This is a genomic window from Phaeobacter italicus (assembly GCF_019801785.1).
In the GTDB taxonomy this organism is placed as follows: Bacteria; Pseudomonadota; Alphaproteobacteria; order Rhodobacterales; family Rhodobacteraceae; genus Phaeobacter; species Phaeobacter italicus.
This window is the reverse complement of sequence record NZ_JAHVIJ010000004.1, coordinates 75944-92549: the sequence shown is the minus strand read 5'-3', so window position 1 is coordinate 92549 and position 16606 is coordinate 75944. Positions and strand designations below refer to the sequence as shown.

General features: G+C 59.5%; 17 protein-coding genes. 11 read left to right on the top strand and 6 right to left on the bottom strand.

Annotation, left to right across the window (positions count from 1 at the left end):
• Nucleotides 1-23 precede the first annotated feature (23 nt).
• The 4 genes from KUV39_RS10605 to KUV39_RS10590 all read left to right on the top strand — a co-directional run bounded on the left by KUV39_RS10605 (nt 24) and on the right by KUV39_RS10590 (nt 2533).
• On the top strand, nt 24-776 hold the full coding sequence (locus KUV39_RS10605) for a CDP-alcohol phosphatidyltransferase family protein (protein WP_037303066.1): 753 nt from the start codon (nt 24-26) through the stop codon (nt 774-776).
• A 16-nt stretch (nt 777-792) separates the two neighbouring features.
• Nucleotides 793-1419, top strand: a complete 627-nt coding sequence (locus KUV39_RS10600) for a class I SAM-dependent methyltransferase (protein WP_008559890.1) — start codon at nt 793-795, stop codon at nt 1417-1419.
• 193 nt (nt 1420-1612) lie between these two features.
• Nucleotides 1613-1879, top strand: coding sequence for a hypothetical protein (locus KUV39_RS10595; RefSeq protein WP_222459755.1), 267 nt, complete (start codon nt 1613-1615; stop codon nt 1877-1879).
• 9 nt (nt 1880-1888) lie between these two features.
• Nucleotides 1889-2533: a DUF1523 family protein gene (locus KUV39_RS10590; protein WP_008561354.1), complete on the top strand. Its 645-nt coding sequence runs from the start codon at nt 1889-1891 to the stop codon at nt 2531-2533.
• A 102-nt stretch (nt 2534-2635) separates the two neighbouring features.
• Here KUV39_RS10590 and KUV39_RS10585 read toward each other — a convergent pair whose 3' ends face one another.
• Entirely contained in the window at nt 2636-4213 is a 1578-nt protein-coding gene (locus KUV39_RS10585; protein WP_222459754.1) for a DUF5928 domain-containing protein, read from the bottom strand.
• 133 nt (nt 4214-4346) lie between these two features.
• Here KUV39_RS10585 and KUV39_RS10580 point away from each other — a divergent pair, with 133 nt between their 5' ends.
• Nucleotides 4347-5165, top strand: coding sequence for a sulfotransferase family protein (locus KUV39_RS10580; RefSeq protein WP_050674453.1), 819 nt, complete (start codon nt 4347-4349; stop codon nt 5163-5165).
• 148 nt (nt 5166-5313) lie between these two features.
• Here KUV39_RS10580 and KUV39_RS10575 read toward each other — a convergent pair whose 3' ends face one another.
• The 3 genes from KUV39_RS10575 to KUV39_RS10565 all read right to left on the bottom strand — a co-directional run bounded on the left by KUV39_RS10575 (nt 5314) and on the right by KUV39_RS10565 (nt 9111).
• The gene (locus tag KUV39_RS10575; RefSeq protein WP_222459753.1) at nt 5314-5847 is read right to left on the bottom strand and encodes an AAA family ATPase; all 534 of its coding nucleotides are present in this window, start codon (nt 5845-5847) and stop codon (nt 5314-5316) included.
• A gap of 72 nt (nt 5848-5919) precedes the next feature.
• Nucleotides 5920-7764 carry a dihydroxy-acid dehydratase gene (gene ilvD / locus KUV39_RS10570; RefSeq protein ID WP_008559887.1) on the bottom strand — a complete coding sequence of 615 codons (1845 nt, stop codon included), beginning with the start codon at nt 7762-7764 and terminating at the stop codon, nt 5920-5922.
• A gap of 141 nt (nt 7765-7905) precedes the next feature.
• Nucleotides 7906-9111 (bottom strand): benzoate/H(+) symporter BenE family transporter, encoded by a 1206-nt coding sequence (locus KUV39_RS10565; protein ID WP_222459752.1) that lies wholly within the window; start codon nt 9109-9111, stop codon nt 7906-7908.
• 149 nt (nt 9112-9260) lie between these two features.
• Between KUV39_RS10565 and KUV39_RS10560 the strand changes: the two genes are divergently transcribed.
• The 6 genes from KUV39_RS10560 (at nt 9261) to KUV39_RS10535 (ending at nt 14535) form a co-directional block, all read left to right on the top strand.
• A complete protein-coding gene (locus KUV39_RS10560; RefSeq protein WP_008559755.1) occupies nt 9261-9821 on the top strand; it encodes a helix-turn-helix domain-containing protein in 561 nt (186 codons plus the stop codon).
• A gap of 217 nt (nt 9822-10038) precedes the next feature.
• Nucleotides 10039-10905, top strand: a complete 867-nt coding sequence (locus KUV39_RS10555) for a DMT family transporter (protein ID WP_050674429.1) — start codon at nt 10039-10041, stop codon at nt 10903-10905.
• 140 nt (nt 10906-11045) lie between these two features.
• On the top strand, nt 11046-11522 hold the full coding sequence (smpB, locus tag KUV39_RS10550) for an SsrA-binding protein SmpB (RefSeq protein WP_008560278.1): 477 nt from the start codon (nt 11046-11048) through the stop codon (nt 11520-11522).
• Between the two features lie 247 nt (nt 11523-11769).
• Complete coding sequence (locus tag KUV39_RS10545) at nt 11770-12297, top strand: hypothetical protein (RefSeq protein WP_222459751.1); 528 nt, start codon at nt 11770-11772, stop codon at nt 12295-12297.
• 202 nt (nt 12298-12499) lie between these two features.
• Complete coding sequence (gene sseA, locus KUV39_RS10540; protein ID WP_046211867.1) at nt 12500-13351, top strand: 3-mercaptopyruvate sulfurtransferase; 852 nt, start codon at nt 12500-12502, stop codon at nt 13349-13351.
• Nucleotides 13351-14535, top strand: a complete 1185-nt coding sequence (locus KUV39_RS10535) for an amino acid aminotransferase (protein WP_222459750.1) — start codon at nt 13351-13353, stop codon at nt 14533-14535. The genes sseA and KUV39_RS10535 overlap by 1 nt, the downstream gene beginning before the upstream one ends.
• A gap of 168 nt (nt 14536-14703) precedes the next feature.
• On the opposite strand, the gene KUV39_RS10530 is transcribed toward KUV39_RS10535, so the two are convergent.
• Both KUV39_RS10530 and KUV39_RS10525 read right to left on the bottom strand, forming a co-directional pair.
• Nucleotides 14704-16035, bottom strand: coding sequence for an ammonium transporter (locus KUV39_RS10530; RefSeq protein WP_222459749.1), 1332 nt, complete (start codon nt 16033-16035; stop codon nt 14704-14706).
• A gap of 26 nt (nt 16036-16061) precedes the next feature.
• Entirely contained in the window at nt 16062-16400 is a 339-nt protein-coding gene (locus tag KUV39_RS10525; protein WP_008558947.1) for a P-II family nitrogen regulator, read from the bottom strand.
• Nucleotides 16401-16606 lie beyond the last annotated feature (206 nt).

Sequence of the window (16606 nt, the reverse complement as noted above, 5' to 3'; positions counted from 1 at the left end):
CCGCGAAGAAGGACATCACCATAATGACCGACCGCCCAGAAAAACGACGTTCCGAATACGCGCTGATCCAGTTACTGCCCAACATGATGACCATTGCTGCGATCTGCGCGGGTCTGTCTGCCATCCGGTTTGGGGTGCAGGGCAACTATACGCTCGCGGTTCAGCTGATCCTGGCAGCGGCCATTTTGGATGGCTTTGACGGACGGCTTGCGCGAATCCTGCGCAGCGACAGCAAAATGGGAGCCGAGCTGGATTCGCTGGCGGATTTCCTGAACTTCGGCGTCGCCTCACCATTGGTGATCTACTATTGGGCGCTGCAGGACATGCGGGGTCTTGGCTGGCTGGCGGTTCTGGTCTTCTCGGTCTGCTGCGTCGTGCGTCTGGCCCGATTTAACGTCTCCACGAAATCAGAAGAAAAAGTCGCCGCCAAAAGCATTTATTTTGTTGGTGTTCCCTCACCGGCCGGGGCTCTTTTGGCGATGCTGCCGATGTTTATTTCCTTTGCCTTTGCAGATGCGCCGGTGATCCCGGATGTGCTGATCTGCATTCACATGGTTGTCATCGGATTGCTTATGATCAGCCATGTGCCAACCTGGTCTCTCAAGGCGGTCAAGATTTCGCGTGAAAATGTGAAGTACTTCCTGGTCGGTTTTGCCTTTGCGGGAGCGGCTGTCCTGATTTACGCATGGATAACACTTGTGATCCTGTGCCTTGGGTATGCCGCCATGGTGGCCTGGGGGTTGGTACGAAGAAAAACGCCGGAGGACGGCGTGTAGTTGTTAGGGTGGGAAATTGGATATCAAGGCAGTTGAATCGTCATACGCGCGTTGGGCGCCGGTTTATGACAGAACTTTTGGCGCAATCACCAACGTCGGACGCAAGCGCGCGGTTGGTTATGTGAACGCGAACCGGACCGGTCGCCTGCTTGAGGTGGGTGTCGGCACGGGCCTGTCCCTCCCACTTTACAAACCAGACCTCAAAGTGACCGGCATCGATTTCAGCGAGGACATGCTGGAAAAGGCGCGCCAACGGGTGCAGGACAACAATCTCGATAACATCGAGGCGCTGCGTCAGATGGATGCCCGCCAGCTTGATTTTCCCGATGCCACCTTTGACACGGTTTCGGCCATGCACGTGCTGTCTGTCGTTCCGGACCCGGAACAGGTGATGGGTGAAATCGCCCGCGTGCTAAAACCCGGTGGCAAGCTGGTCGTCACCAACCATTTCCTGCGCGACAAAGGGGTTCTGGCCTTTCTCGAACGGGCCTCGGCGCCATTTGCAAATCTTTTGGGCTGGCATTCCGATTTCCAGATCGAAACGGTCCTCAGCGAAGATGATCTTGCACTTGAGGAAAACCAGCCGTTGCCGCCTTTCGGCTTGATGACCTTCTTGATCCTGAGCAAGGTTCAGCCCGTCTGACCACCACGCCATTGCGAATGCCCTTGCAGCCCGGCCCGAACCCAACGGCCGGGCTGTTTTGCGTTTTGGGAGGGGGGATGTAAACTCTGTTTACTTATCCCATATCTCTGCAAGGCGGGGCGAGAGGGCAGATGCAGCTGGACGTGTACATAACCGACACAGGATCCAATCTCATGCAGATCGGTGGCCAGTGATGTTTGGGTCTTTCCGCCTCGTTCTGATCCTGTTTGTGGGGCTCACACTCGTCTATCTGGCGGTCTCTCTCTACTCGCGCGAGATGCGGCGCGCCAAACTCCGCCGTCGCTGGCAACAGAAGGGGTTGACCGGCGACCGCGCGGCCTTCATCCAGCGGGGGCTGAGGCAATACGACCGCTCGTTCAGACGCAAACTGATCCTGCTGGTCTATATCATTCCGCTGGGGGCTCTGATGCTCTTGGTCTATGTCATTAATTTCATGTGAGGTGGCGCGATGCGTACCATCAAATGGGTTTTCCTGATCACCATCTGGGTGCTGTTTGGTGCCTTTCTGCACTACACGCTGCCGCAATATGACGTGGTTCGGATCGTCAACACCTACGAGGAACGCCAGGAGCTGAACGACTGGACCCGGATTTTCTGGTCGACGCCCGATAGCCAGTCCGCCGAGATCAGCAATCGCGACGTGCAGTTCATTCAGGCCGTGCGTCCGAACGGGCGCAACATCGTCTACCGGAACGAAGACACTGGCTGGAACTGGCCGCCGTATTTCAAGTTCGACACCGCCAATCTCTACACCGACGCCAATGACAGCATCTCCACTAAGGCCAACCCGGAGTGGGTGGCCGTGATGCACTATGGGTGGCGCAATGAATTCCTGTCTGCGTTTCCCAATGCCGTGACGATCCGCACGGTCGCAGGGCCGGACGATAAGCCGACCAACTGGTTCACCATCATCTTCCTCATCGTGCTGGCCGCGGTCTTCTGGGCGATCTATGTTCGCTGGCGCAGGTTCCGCCGGGCCCGGATTGATCCAATGGTCGAAAACGTCGAAGACAGCCTGTATGCAGCGGGGGATGCAATCGCGGAACGTCAGGGGCGCCTGCGCCGTTGGCTCAGCAGCTGGAAGTCAAGCTAGGCCGTCGCGCGCCACGAGACGAGAAATGAAACCGGGGCAGATGCGTCCCGGTTTTTTGTTGCCGGGTCGCTGTCTCGGCCAGAGGCGGAGGGGCAGCGGGGATCAATCCGCAAACAGATGTTCCGTGCGCGCCAGCGCCAGGGCGGTGTCGCGGTCCACACCCAGAAACGGGATCAACTGATCGGCAATCTGTTCGTCGGTATCGCCATCGCGGATCAGCCCGTAATGTGTAAAGCCCACGTCGCGAATGCGATCTGTTTCAAACTGAATGTCATTGCGGATCGTCGGCAAGATGCTGTCCAGTGCCGACTGCGATGTCTGCGGCCCGGCAAGGCCGATCCGCTCTGCGTGACCGATGAGATAGGCATCATCAAATGTGCAATTGATCTGCAGAATGCGGGTCACCGAGCGATCTGAACTGAAATCCTGCATCAGATCAAAGGCCGATGGATCCAGGCAGATCACCATGCGGTCGGTTTCATAATAGTCGAACAACATTCGCACCAAGGCCCGGCGATGGCGCGTCCGCTTCCAGATTGTCTTTTCAATTCCGCCAAGCGCAGGCATCTCCGTGCCTTCCTCGTCGAACAGATAGGCAAGCGCTGGAATGTTGCTCATCTCGCGCAATTTGGCGATCAGCCGCTTGGCGACGTGCCATTTCTTGCAGGTGATAATCAGCAACTCTCGGTCCCGCCCCAGTGTCCCCTCTGTTTCCCAGAATCGCGGCGCAAAGCGCAGGCCTACGCGCCCGCGCTGGGTGAGAAAAGAGTAGAGGTTGCGTCCTTCGTCAGAGATCTGAAACTCAACATTCTCGGCGGCGTAGAGCGCGCCGAGCCGTGCTTTCAGCTTTTCCGCTTCGGGGCTGATCTTGCGGGCAAACAGAAAATCCTGCCCAAGCAGCAGATCGTAGTGGTCGTTGTAGAATTGAACCGGCATCCCGTAGTCTGAAAACATCAGAAAGGTCAGCGTGCGGCATTCAATTTCAGCGCTTGGCACGAGGTGACGAACGAGGGTCTGGAAAAACGTCTCATCCGGGATCCAGGTGGTGCGGAAAAACCGCACGACGTCACGCCGTTTGCGGATGAAATCCAGCAGCCATTCGATGGTGCGACGGCGCAGGCACCACCATTGGCTACCGATCTGGATCTGCAAATCCTCTGGCGGGCTGCGGCGCAGGCCGAACCGCTTTTGCAGGCGGTGGCTCAGTTCAAACAGACGCTTCTGGGTGCGTTCGTTGAACACGTGACGATAGATCAGCCGGTCTTCCTTCATGCCGGTCTTGATCCAGTCGCTCTGAAAGAAATCAAAGCTCTCGATGTAGTCGCAATCGCGCGCATCCAGCAGCCTGTGGGCGTATTCGGCGGTTTTGATTGCCATGCAATCGCCAGAGACCATGTAGAAATGGGTCGCCTGCGGAAAGGCCGCAACCGCGCTTTCCAGGGCCTTCAACGTCGCCTCAACCAACGACCATTCACCCCAGCCGCATTTGATGCGCTTGTGCGCAAAGCAGACATGGGGATTGTCCTGCAACGCCTGCCGGATACGGTCAAAGTCCGCTTCCGGAGAGCGGGCATCAAAATGAATCGCGATATAGTCCCCGACCGCCGTCAGACGCTCTGCCTGCTCGATAATGGCGTCCGGGTCTTTGTGGCAGAGCAGCACATATGCAATTTTCGCCATGAAGACGCCCCGATGCCTTATTTTGTTTGATTGTTTCCTTGATACTGACGAATTCTGTCTGAATAAACCGGATTATTCGCGTTTTAATAACAGCTTTGACATTATTGCCGGATAGGGCAAGCGGAGACAGATGATGGGATTTCCAGGCACTTGGATGACAGAGAGCGAAAGCGTGGTGTATCGCGTAGTGCCCAAATGCGCCTGCTCCACCATCGGTCAGATTCTTTACTATTCCGATCATGGGCAGTTCTTTGACGGCGACATTCACGATGCGACCAGCGGTCTGCACAAATGGGCGCTGCCCGACAGTCAGGACAAGATCGTCCGCGCCGTACAGGGACAGGAAACTTATGCCTTTACCTGTGTGCGCAACCCATACACGCGAGTGTTGAGCTCGTTTTTCGACAAGATCTGCGGCATCCAGCGCAACGGCAAACGCTATCGCGGCAATCTGGTGCCGCGGCTAATTTACGATTACGGCATTGATGTCGGCGGCGACGATGGCAAGCAGGAGTTCGACCAGATCAAGAGCTTTCGCCGCTTTTTGCTGTTTGTGCGCGACACCATCCGCTTTCGCCGTCCCATGGATCCCGACATCCATTGGTCAGCGACATCAGGGCATGTCTCTACCTTCATCTGCAATGGTGGTCGCTACAACAAGGTGATCTGGACCGAGCGGTTCAACGAGGGCATGCAGGATGTGCTGAACGCCATTGAGACGCCGCATCAGGTGGATCTGGCCACAATTCCGCGGTTCAACGAAAGCGAGGGCCACGGCCCCAAACGCGCCCATCCGGTGGAAGACTACTTCGATGATCTGTCGATGCATCTGGTCTATGAAATCTACAAACGGGATTTCGAGGTGTTCAAATATGACGTCGACAATCCGGCCAACAAGATGCCGGTGGGTGAAATAGATCTGGATGAAGTCCACGCCAAATTGGGCGAGTGACCTGCGGCTGCGCAACGCTCCCGCCCGGGTAGCGATCATTGCATGATCTGACCCGGTTGGGCCGGGCGCCGCTGGCGCGGCGCGCCTCCGGCGGGAGTATTTCGGGAAAGGTGAGGGAATAGGCGGTGACTGCGCCCAAACGCATTCGTTACGATCGGGAACGGATGGTGTTCATCACGAATGAAACCCTGTCTGCAACCGTTGTTCTGGGGAGGAAGACGGGCTCCAGCCTCAGTTCACGAATGGCCGTCAAAAGCCGGTTGTATTCTGCCTGTGCATCTTGCAGCCTGTGTCTGCGCTCTGCATCGACCTGAAAGAGATCCGGCCAATCCGGGGCGACAAACACGCAGCTTGCATACGGGAACGCGCCCCGAAAACTGTGGTCGAGCGGCGTGCCACAATGGTGGCGCAAGGCGACCGCAGCGTCCAAAACGCCGCGATCAAAAACAACCGGGGCAGCTGTTTCCTTCAATCGGGCCAGATCCGCATGTGCCAGTTCAAGCGCATCTGCCAAAAAGGCCGAAAGTTTTTGCCAAGGCAAGGCATCGCTGCCAGCCGCCTGTGCAGCGGCGATTACGCGGCGGCCGGGTTCTGGCACGGTTGTGATCCCTCTGCCTGCCAGCGCCTCAATCAACGTCGATTTCCCACCGCCGGAACAACCTGTGAGGAGAAACTTGTGCATCATGAGGTCCATATTAAAAGCCCCCGCAGGCCGGAGCACTGCGAGGGTAATTCATAACACATTTAGCGCCGATCACTCGTCGTCAGGCAGTGCGCGCACAGCACCCTTGGCCGCTGAGGTGGTCAGCATGGCATAGGCTTTGAGCGCGGTTGAGACCTTGCGCTTACGTGGTTTGACCGGCTTCCAGCCCGCAGCGTCCTGGGCTTCGCGGCGCGCGGCCAGTTCGTCATCCGATACCGCGAGGTTGATGGTGCGGTTGGGGATGTCGATTTCAATGGTATCGCCGTTTTGTACCAGGCCGATTTCACCGCCTTCAGCCGCCTCTGGAGAGACGTGGCCGATCGAAAGACCTGACGTCCCACCGGAGAAACGGCCATCTGTCAGCAGCGCGCAGGCTTTGCCGAGGCCTTTCGATTTCAGGTATGAGGTCGGATAGAGCATTTCCTGCATGCCCGGACCGCCGCGCGGGCCCTCGTAGCGGATCACCACCACATCGCCTTCTTTGACCTTGCCGGTCAGGATATCGCTGACCGCCTGATCCTGGCTTTCGCAGACATAGGCCGAGCCGGTGAACTTGAGGATGTTCTCGTCCACTCCGGCGGTTTTCACGATGCAGCCGTCGCGGGCGATATTGCCAAACAGCACCGCCAGACCACCGTCCTGGCTAAAGGCATGTTCCTTGGAGCGGATCACCCCGTTTTCACGGTCGTCGTCCAGTTCCTTGTAGCGGTTGGACTGCGAAAACGCCTGCGTGGTGCGCACGCCGCCGGGGGCCGCTTTGAACAGTTCTTCGGCTTCGGGGTTGTTGGCGACCTTGATGTCCCATTTGGCGATGGCTTCGCCCATGGAGCTGGAGTGAACCGTCGCGCAATGGTTATGCAGCAGGCCCGCGCGGCTGAGTTCGCCCAGGATCGAGAAAATACCGCCCGCGCGGTGAACGTCTTCCATATGGACGTTCTCGGTGTTGGGCGCGACCTTGCACAGGCATGGCACCTTGCGCGAGAGCCGGTCCATGTCGGTCATTGTGAAATCGACTTTGCCTTCGTTTGCGATCGCCAGAAGGTGCAGCACCGTGTTGGTGGAGCCGCCCATTGCGATATCAAGGCTCATGGCGTTTTCAAACGCATCAAAAGTCGCGATTTCACGCGGCAGCAGGCCTTTTTCCTCGCCCACGTAGTGGCGCTTGGTGATGTCGACGATCTTGCGGCCGGCCTCGAGGAACAGCTGTTTGCGGTCGGCATGGGTTGCGAGGGTGGAGCCGTTGCCCGGCAGCGCCAGACCCAGCGCTTCGGCCAGACAGTTCATCGAGTTTGCCGTGAACATGCCCGAGCAGGAGCCACAGGTCGGGCAGGCGTTTTCTTCGATATGCTGGACCTGCTCATCGGTCAGGTTTTCGTTGGCGGCGGCGACCATCGCGTCAACCAGGTCGATCTTCTTGGCGTCGAGGTCGGCAATGTCGATTTTGCCCGCTTCCATCGGGCCACCGGAAACAAAGATCGCAGGGATGTTGAGGCGCATCGCGGCCATCAACATGCCGGGGGTGATCTTGTCGCAGTTGGAAATGCAGACCATCGCGTCTGCACAATGGGCGTTGACCATATATTCGACGCTGTCCGCGATCACCTCGCGCGAGGGCAGGGAATAGAGCATCCCGTCATGGCCCATGGCGATGCCGTCATCCACCGCGATGGTGTTGAACTCCTTGGCGACCCCGCCAGCGGCCTCGACCTCGCGGGCGACCATCTGGCCCAGGTCCTTCAGGTGGACGTGGCCGGGTACGAACTGGGTGAAGGAGTTGACGATGGCGATGATCGGTTTGCCGAAATCATCGTCCTTCATGCCGGTGGCGCGCCACAGGCCGCGCGCGCCCGCCATGTTGCGGCCGTGGGTGGAGGTTCTGGATCGGTACATTGGCATCTGGCTGGTTCCCTTGTCTTTGCCCGTCAGGGACACGATTTGCGCAATAAAGGCAACATGTCGGGGCGGTCTTCGGTAATTATCTGGTGGTTTCTGTGGGTTTTCGGGGTGTTTGGTCGCGTCTGAAAGGTCCTGGCCCGCTCAGGGTCGGGCAGGGGTTGGTGTCTCTTGTGGTGGGGGCGCCTGTGCTGCGGGGGCCGAAATCAGGTGATTCACGACAATCCCGACCAGCAGCGCCCAGAAGGCGGCTCCGATGCCGAAGAAACCAACCCCGGAAACCGTGACCATGAAGGTGATCAGGGCGGCGTCACGTCCCTGCGGCTCCTGCAACGCCGCGGACAGGCTGTTGGAGATTGTCGACAAGAGCGCAAGCCCCGCAACCGTGGCGACCAGCGCCTTGGGAGCGATCAGGAACAGGCTGATGACAGTGGCGCCGCCAAGACCCACGATGATATAAAACACGCCGGTCATGACACCGGCCAAATAGCGGGTTTTGGGGTTTTCATCCGCTTCCGGGCCACATCCAATGGCCGCGGTGATCGCCGCGAGATTGAAGGCAAACCCGCCAAACGGTGCCAGAAGGAGCGATGCCAGACCGGTCACCACAAGGCTGGCTGACACTGGCGGAGCGTAACCTGCCGCCTTGAGCGTGACCACGCCGGGCATATTCTGCGAGGACATGGTCACGATATATAGTGGCAAGCCAATCCCGATCAGCACGGGCAAGGAAAAGCTTGGCATCACAAAGACCGGCTGCGCCACAGACAGATCCAGCGGTCCAGCACCGGCAAAGCTGCCATCGCCAAGCCCCCACAATATGCCCACAGCCAGAACAGCCGGAATGGTATAACGCGAAAAGAGCCGCCGACCGGCAACATAGGTCACAGCCATCGCCGCGACCAATGCGGTCTCGCTCTGAAAGGCGGAAAAAGCCGCGAGCCCAAAGGGAAACAGCAATCCAGCCAGCATGGCATTTGCCAGGGCATCCGGGATCAGCCGAGATAGCGCAGCAAACCAGCCCGTCACCCCGGTGAGGATCAGGAGGGAAGCACAGAAGAGAAACGCGCCGATCGCATCGCTCAGCGCGACATCGGTCAGGCTGACGGCCAAAAGCGCAGCACCCGGTGTTGACCAGGCGGTCAGGATCGGCATCCGGTAGATCAGTGACAGCGCAAGGCTGGTCAGCCCCATGCCAAGCCCCAGCGCCAGCATCCAGCTGTTGGCCTGCGCCTGGCTGGCGCCAGAGGTCTCAATCGCCTGAAAGATGATCGCGACCGATCCCGGATAGCCCACCAGCACGGCAACCGCGCCCGCAACGACATGTGAGAGTTTCAAGGAACCGAGCATCCGGGTTTTCCTCTGGTGGCAGATCCGCTAGAGATCGGGTTGCGTGCGTTATAGCGCACAGTAGCGTTTGTGCGCTATAACGCACAAGGGGTTTTTAACGCGCAGCAGCAAACAGTCTGCGCCGGGTAGAGATACGACAGGCAGCACGAATGAGCGAAGACGGCATCACCTTGAATTTGCGGGAGATTCGACAGGATGCGGGGCTCAGCCTTTCGAAGGCGGCAGAGATCACGGGCGTCAGCAAGGCCATGCTGGGCCAGATCGAACGGGGCGAATCAAGTCCCACCATTGCCACTTTGTGGAAGATCGCAAAAGGGTTTCACCTCCCGCTGAGCGCGCTGATTGGCGAAGCGGCGCAACCGGATCTCGCGGCTGGTGGGGAACGGGTCTTTCGCTCTGTCCAGTTTCCCGGTTCGATCGCGGTCAAGATGGTGTTTCCCTTTGATCCCGCGTTGGCGGCAGAGACCTTTCATGTGACGCTGCATCCCGGCCAATGCCATCTCTCCCAACCTCATGACAGTGGCGTGACCGAAGAGGTTTTTGTCCTGGAAGGAGCGATGGAAGTGCTGCGGGGCGAGGATTGGGTGGCCCTGGAGACGGGCCAAGGGCTGCGGTTTGCTGCCGATCAACCCCATGGGTATCGCTGTTCAGACAGCGGTGCGGCCTTTCTCAACATGCATCACTACCGCCGCGCGGACCCGGCTGGTTGACTGCCCGGCAGGGGGCTGGCGACGCCGCGGCCGACCCGGCAGGCGGCGCTGCCGGATCAATTGGCCGCAGCGGCACGGGTTGTGACGCCCGCTGCGCCTGCCTAATGCTGGGTTTATTGATGATGAGGGATGAGCACCCCGAAGTTTGGCCATCCCGTCTATTTCAGAGACTGCCGCAGACTGTCGTGTCGGCCATTTTAGGAAAGCGATCAGACCCATGGATACACTGCGCGGCAGTCTCTTGATGGTGTTGGCCATGGCGGCCTTTGCACTGGAGGACATGTTCATCAAATCCGCAGCGCAGAGCCTGCCTGTCGGTCAGATCCTGATCCTCTTCGGGGCCGGTGGCATGGTCATCTTTGCGCTCATGGCGCGTGCGCAGGGCGAGCCGCTGTGGAACCCGGTGTTCTGCACGCGCGCGCTGCTGCTGCGCTCGGTTGCCGAGGTGGCCGGGCGCCTGTGCTTCACGCTTGCCATTGCGCTCACCCCGTTGTCGTCGGCTTCGGCCATTCTGCAGGCCACCCCATTGGTTGTATCGGCCGGGGCTGTGGTGTTTTTCAAGGAACATGTGGGCCTGCGCCGTTGGATCGCGATCGCAGCAGGGTTTGTCGGTGTGTTGATGATCTTGCGCCCCGGTGCCAGCGGGTTTGAGCTGGCCTCGCTGTTTGCGGTGGCGGGTACTTTGGGCTTTGCAGGCAGAGATCTGGCAACCCGCGCCGCGCCCAAGGGGCTGTCCAATGCCCACCTTGGGCTGGCGGGGTTTGCCATGCTGATTGTTGCAGGTGCCGTTGCCTTGCCGTTCGGTGGGCCTGTGGCTTTGCCCGATCTATCCACCAGCGTTGATCTTGTGGCTGCGACCCTTGTTGGTGTGGTCGCCTATCATGCGCTGACCGGTGCGATGCGTCTTGGCGAAATCTCGGTGGTGGCGCCCTTCCGCTACACCCGTCTGATCTTTGCGATGATCCTTGGTGTGGTTGTCTTCAATGAGAGCCCAGATGCCTGGACCCTGGCTGGCAGTGCGGTCATCGTAATCAGTGGCGCCTTCACGCTCTTGCGCAGCAATCGCACGGCGAGGGCAAGTTAGGGGTGGGGCCGGATGGGCGGCTGAAAGGGGCTGCCTTGGGTGCCGCACTGTGAACGGGCAGGTCTGATGCATGGATTTCCGTCCCGGACAGGCGTTGCGCCACCTTGCACCTTTCCCTGCAGCGCCTTACATCCGTTTGCATGGCCAAGCAAAAGACAGACCCGAATTACAAAGTGATCGCTGAAAACCGCCGCGCGCGGTTTGATTATGCGATCGAGGATGATCTGGAGTGCGGGATCCTTCTGGAAGGGTCCGAGGTCAAATCTCTGCGCGCGGGTGGGTCCAACATCGCAGAGAGCTACGCGACCGTGGATGACGGAGAGCTGTGGCTCGTGAACTCTTATATTGCGCCTTACGAACAGGCCAAGATGTTCAAACACGAGGAACGCCGCCGCCGCAAACTTCTGGTGTCGCGCAAGGAACTGTCAAACCTGTGGAATGCGACACAGCGCAAGGGGATGACCCTGGTGCCGCTTGTTTTGTACTTCAATCACCGCGGGCTGGCGAAGCTGAAGATCGGCATCGCCAAAGGTAAGAAGAACCATGACAAGCGCGAGAGCGAAGCAAAACGCGATTGGTCGCGGCAGAAACAGCGCCTGCTGAAAGACCACGGCTGAGCCAACCTTTCGCACAGGATCAAGCTTATTCCAAACCGTCTGCCGTTGCCCCGGCTGGCGGTTTTTTTGCCTGAAACTGCTCCTGAAAATGTGCCTGAAAACCTGCGTACAAGGGTGGGGTTGCTAATTCTGACAAAATAAGTCAGATATCCGCGACCCAGCAGACTCACCCTCGCGTCAGGCCCGGCACCTCTGTCTTTGTTCTTCCGATCCCGACCTGCCCCTGGCCCATAAGGAGCTTTGCACCATGACTGTTGCCCTGTTTTCCGCGACCGATGAGACCGCCATTTCGTGTGACTCTCTGTGCCTTGATCCGTTCGAGGCGGGGATGCTCCCGGTGTTGCGCCATCTTCTGACCAGTTTGCAGGAGCCCGAGAGCCAGGCCTGGCAGCATGCGTTTCAGATTGCGGCGGAGCGCTGGGGGGCGAGTTTTGGTCTGGGCGTGGCGCAGGCCCTGGTGCCGGTGGTGGCGCGACTGCACGCGCTGCGCGGCCAAGGGGTGGAACTGCACGATCCGCTGGATCTTGATCAACGGGACCGGCTGAGCGCGGACGAGGCGGCGCTTTTGCTGGTTCTGCACCACATGCGGCGGGATCAGACATCGCAGGCCCGCGATGCGCTGGCGGACCTGCTGATGGGCCGAATGGATGCGGATCTGATCCGGGCCGCCCTTGGTTTCTCGCACCGCTTTCCCGCGGCGGAGCGGGCCGAACACCTGCAGGCCGCGCCTGTTAAGCGCCCCCAGTCCCGTGCCGTCTTGCGGGTGGTGCGCTAACGCATCGGGTCTGTGCACAGCACACCGACCAATTGAGCCGTACGCGCAGCCGATCCGCTGCAAAAGGTCCGGCCAGCAGGGGGCAGGCAATCTGCCACAGTGTGGCCGGGTCATAATATTGCGTGACCCTGCCGGCTTCCCTTGCGACTCTGTTCGGTCGGTTGTACTGCTTCGACAGCTTACATGACAGGAGGCGGTAATCGTGGACGATCCCAAAACGCTTGTGTCGACAGACTGGCTGATTTCACATCTCAAGGATCCGGACCTACGGCTTCTTGATGCGTCCTGGTACATGCCGCACGAAGGCCGCGACGCCAAAGCCGAATATGAAGCCGCCCATATTCCCGGCGCCCGTTTCTTTGACATCGACGATATCGCCGATAACCGCTCGGATCTGCCGCATATGATGCCGCCGGTCGAGAAATTCATGTCCCGCCTGCGGGCTATGGGGGTGGGAGACGGCCATCAGGTGGTGGTCTACGACGGCTCTGGTCTGCGTTCTGCCGCGCGGGTGTGGTGGATGTTCCGCCTCATGGGGCAGACCAATGTTGCCGTGCTGGATGGCGGCTTGCCCAAATGGCAGGCCGAGGGCCACCCGGTTGAGGATCTGCCGCCAGTGATCCGGGACCGCCACATGACGGTGCGAGTGCAAAACCATCTGGTGCGCGATGTGACGCAAGTGTCCTCCGCTGCCAAGCTCGGTGACCACGAGATTATCGACGCACGTGCAGCAGAACGCTTTCAGGGCGCGGTTCCCGAGCCACGAGAGGGTCTGCGTTCAGGCCATATTCCCGGCTCGCGCAATGTGCCCTTTACCAGCCTGCTGAACAGCGATCAGACCATGAAATCGCCGGACGAGCTGCGCGCTGTTTTCGAACGCGCCGGCGTCGACCTCGGCAAACCAGCCATTACCACCTGCGGGTCAGGTGTCACCGCTGCTGTCCTCAGCCTCGCGATGGAGCGTTTCGGCAAGACCGATCATGCGCTCTATGACGGCTCCTGGACCGAGTGGGGCGCCTTCCCGACACTGCCCGTTGCAACCGGAGAAGCCTGATGTTCGAAACCCTGAAACCCCAGCCAGCGGACAAGATCCTGGCGCTGATGCAGATGTATCGCGACGATCCGCGCGAGACCAAGATTGATCTTGGCGTGGGCGTCTACAAGAACGCCGAAGGGGTGACGCCGGTCATGCGCGCCATCAAGGCGGCAGAGCACAAACTCTGGGAAGAGCAGACCTCCAAATCCTATGTCGGCCTGGCAGGTGATCCGGCCTATTCCGATGCGATGATCAAGCTGATCCTGTCCGACAGCGTTGCGCGCAGCAACATCGCTGCTGCGGCAACACCGGGGGGCACCGGCGCCGTGCGCCAGGCGTTTGAACTGATCAAGATGGCCAACCCGGGTGCCCGCGTTTTTGTGTCGAACCCGACCTGGCCGAACCATATTTCGATCCTGAACTATCTCAACATCGAAACGGTCGCCTATCGCTACTTCGACCGCGAAACCTGTGGCGTCGATTTCGACGGTATGGTCGCGGACCTGAAGACGGCCAACAAAGGCGATGTGGTCCTGCTGCATGGCTGCTGCCACAACCCGACGGGTGCCAATCTCAACATGGTGCAGTGGCAGGAAGTTGTCGCGATCCTGAATGAACGCGGTCTGATCCCGATGATCGATATTGCCTATCAGGGCTTTGGCGATGGTCTGGAGGAAGACGCCCAGGGTGTGCGCTATGTTGCGGCCAATACGCCCGAGTGTCTGATCGCGGCCAGCTGTTCCAAGAACTTCGGCATCTACCGTGAGCGCACGGGCCTGTTGATGGCGGTGTCTCAGGACGCAGGCGCACAGGCGTTGAACCAGGGCACCTTGGCCTTCCTCAACCGTCAGAACTATTCCTTCCCGCCGGATCACGGCGCGCGTCTGGTTTCGATGATCCTGAACGACGACGCGCTGCGGGCCGATTGGGCCGCAGAGCTGGAAGAGACCCGTCTGGGCATGCTGGCCCTGCGCCAGCAACTGGCCGATGAACTGCAGCGCCTGACCGGTTCTGATCGTTTCGGCTTCCTCGCACAGCACCGCGGCATGTTCTCGCTTCTGGGCACCTCGCCAGAGATGGTGGAAAAGATGCGGGCCGACAGTGGCATCTACATGGTGGGCGACAGCCGGATGAACATCGCGGGCCTGAACACACAGACCGTGCCGATCCTGGCACAGGCGATTGTCGACGCTGGCGTCTGACGCAGCTCAGCGGGGCATTCGCTCTGACCCAATCAAAACGCCCCGCATTGTCGGGGCGTTTTTCGTATCGGGCGTTCAGACTTTTGATGCCAGTGCGGGACAAGCGGCACAGACAAAGACGGCCCCCGTTTCCGGGGGCCGCATCGTTGTGTTTAGGATGTGATGGGATCAGCTGGGAGAGAACTCCGGGTAGGCTTCCATGCCCAGCTCGGCCATATCCAGCCCGTTGATCTCGTCTTCCTCATCCACGCGGATGCCGGTGACTGCGCGCAGGATTAGCCAGACAACGGCAGAGGCGATCACCACGAAGAGCGCGACAACAACAATACCGGTGAGCTGAGTGATCAGGCTGGCATCGGGGTTGGTCAGCACCACGGCCAGCGTGCCCCAGATACCGGCAACCAGGTGCACCGGGATGGCGCCGACGACATCGTCAATCTTCATCTTGTCCAGCATCGGGACAACAAACACCACGATCACGCCGCCAACAGCACCGATCAGGGTGGACATGCCAAGGCTCGGGGTCAGCGGCTCGGCGGTGATCGACACCAGACCGGCCAGCGCACCGTTCAGAACCATCGTCAGGTCAGGCTTCTTGAACAGCAGCTGGGTCAGCAAAAGCGCGGCTACGGCACCACCTGCTGCAGCGGCATTGGTGTTGGCAAAGATGCGGCTGACGTCGGTAACATCACCCACGCTGCCCATGGCAAGCTGGGATCCACCGTTGAAACCGAACCAACCCAGCCACAGGATAAAGGTGCCGAGGGTCGCCAGCGCCAGATTCGAGCCGGGCATCGGGATGGTCTTGTCGCCCTTGTACTTGCCCAGACGCGGACCAAGGATCAACGCGCCGGTCAGAGCGGCCCAACCACCGACAGAATGCACAACGGTAGAACCCGCAAAGTCGAGGAAGCCCATCTCGTCGAGGAAACCACCACCCCACTTCCAGCTGGCCTGCAGCGGGTAGATCACAGCGGTCAGCACGATGGTAAAGATCAGGAAGGGCCACAGCTTGATGCGCTCCGCCAGGGTGCCGGACACGATGGATGCGGTGGTCGCACAGAACATCAGCTGAAAGAAGAAGTCGGACCCGGTAGAAGCATAGGAATAGTCGTCAGCCTGTTCTGCGGTGATGCCGACGGCTTCCAGGACACCGGGACCCCAGACGCCAGACAGCACGCCGTCAATGGACCAGGTGCCAAGCGGATACATCAGATTGTAGCCGATCAGATAGTAAAAGATCGCCGCCAATGAAAACAGCGCGACGTTTTTGGTCAGCTGCATGGTGACGTTCTTGGACCGAACAAGACCCGCCTCGAGCATCGCAAAACCGGCAGCCATCCAGAAGACGAGGAAACCGCCGATCAGGAACAGGAGCGAGTTGAGGATAAAAACGCTATCGGTCGGAACCGCTGCCGGCGCTGCGGCCTCTTGTGCGAGCGCAGCGCCCGGCGCGGCCAGCGCGCTGATCGCCGCAAGGGATAGTGTGGATTTTCTCATGATGTGTTTCCTTCCTTTACGGGCGCTCAAAGCGCATCGTGATTGGTTTCACCGGTGCGCACGCGAACGGCCTGTGCGACATCCAGAACAAAAATCTTGCCGTCACCGATTTTGCCGGTACGCGCGGTTTGGGTGATTGTGTCGACCACCTGATCGGCCAGACTGGATGGCACCACGAGATCAAGCCGGACCTTGGGCACGAAGTTCACTTCGTACTCTGCGCCGCGGTAGATTTCGGTATGGCCTGCCTGTGCGCCAAACCCTTTGATTTCGGTGACCATCAGCCCGGAAACGCCGATGGAGGTCAGCGCTTCGCGGACCTCCTCCAGCTTGAAAGGCTTGATGGTTGCTATGATCATTTTCATCCCAGAACCCCTGTCGCGTTGTCTGCATCTGAACTGTTTGCACCTGCAGCAAATCGGCAGATCCGAGTCGGTGGAATGTTCGGGGGGCTGATTCACGGCGATGCCGCAGGGGCGAGCCTAAAAAATAGGCGGCCTTTCGCCGGTGCGCCTAAAAAACACCCGGCGTGTTGAGGGAATTTGCCCAAAATCTGCCCCTCAACAAAACG

Excerpts from the sequence above, each read along its gene's own strand:
- KUV39_RS10605 (WP_037303066.1), top strand. The coding sequence starts at position 24 with ATGACCGACCGCCCAGAAAAACGACGTTCCGAATACGCGCTGATCCAG.
- KUV39_RS10595 (WP_222459755.1), top strand. The coding sequence starts at position 1,613 with ATGTTTGGGTCTTTCCGCCTCGTTCTGATCCTGTTTGTGGGGCTCACA.
- KUV39_RS10590 (WP_008561354.1), top strand. The coding sequence starts at position 1,889 with ATGCGTACCATCAAATGGGTTTTCCTGATCACCATCTGGGTGCTGTTT.
- KUV39_RS10585 (WP_222459754.1), bottom strand. The coding sequence starts at position 4,213 with ATGGCGAAAATTGCATATGTGCTGCTCTGCCACAAAGACCCGGACGCC.
- KUV39_RS10580 (WP_050674453.1), top strand. The coding sequence starts at position 4,347 with ATGGGATTTCCAGGCACTTGGATGACAGAGAGCGAAAGCGTGGTGTAT.
- KUV39_RS10575 (WP_222459753.1), bottom strand. The coding sequence starts at position 5,847 with ATGCACAAGTTTCTCCTCACAGGTTGTTCCGGCGGTGGGAAATCGACG.
- ilvD (WP_008559887.1), bottom strand. The coding sequence starts at position 7,764 with ATGCCAATGTACCGATCCAGAACCTCCACCCACGGCCGCAACATGGCG.
- KUV39_RS10565 (WP_222459752.1), bottom strand. The coding sequence starts at position 9,111 with ATGCTCGGTTCCTTGAAACTCTCACATGTCGTTGCGGGCGCGGTTGCC.
- KUV39_RS10560 (WP_008559755.1), top strand. The coding sequence starts at position 9,261 with ATGAGCGAAGACGGCATCACCTTGAATTTGCGGGAGATTCGACAGGAT.
- KUV39_RS10555 (WP_050674429.1), top strand. The coding sequence starts at position 10,039 with ATGGATACACTGCGCGGCAGTCTCTTGATGGTGTTGGCCATGGCGGCC.
- smpB (WP_008560278.1), top strand. The coding sequence starts at position 11,046 with ATGGCCAAGCAAAAGACAGACCCGAATTACAAAGTGATCGCTGAAAAC.
- KUV39_RS10545 (WP_222459751.1), top strand. The coding sequence starts at position 11,770 with ATGACTGTTGCCCTGTTTTCCGCGACCGATGAGACCGCCATTTCGTGT.
- KUV39_RS10535 (WP_222459750.1), top strand. The coding sequence starts at position 13,351 with ATGTTCGAAACCCTGAAACCCCAGCCAGCGGACAAGATCCTGGCGCTG.
- KUV39_RS10530 (WP_222459749.1), bottom strand. The coding sequence starts at position 16,035 with ATGAGAAAATCCACACTATCCCTTGCGGCGATCAGCGCGCTGGCCGCG.
- KUV39_RS10525 (WP_008558947.1), bottom strand. The coding sequence starts at position 16,400 with ATGAAAATGATCATAGCAACCATCAAGCCTTTCAAGCTGGAGGAGGTC.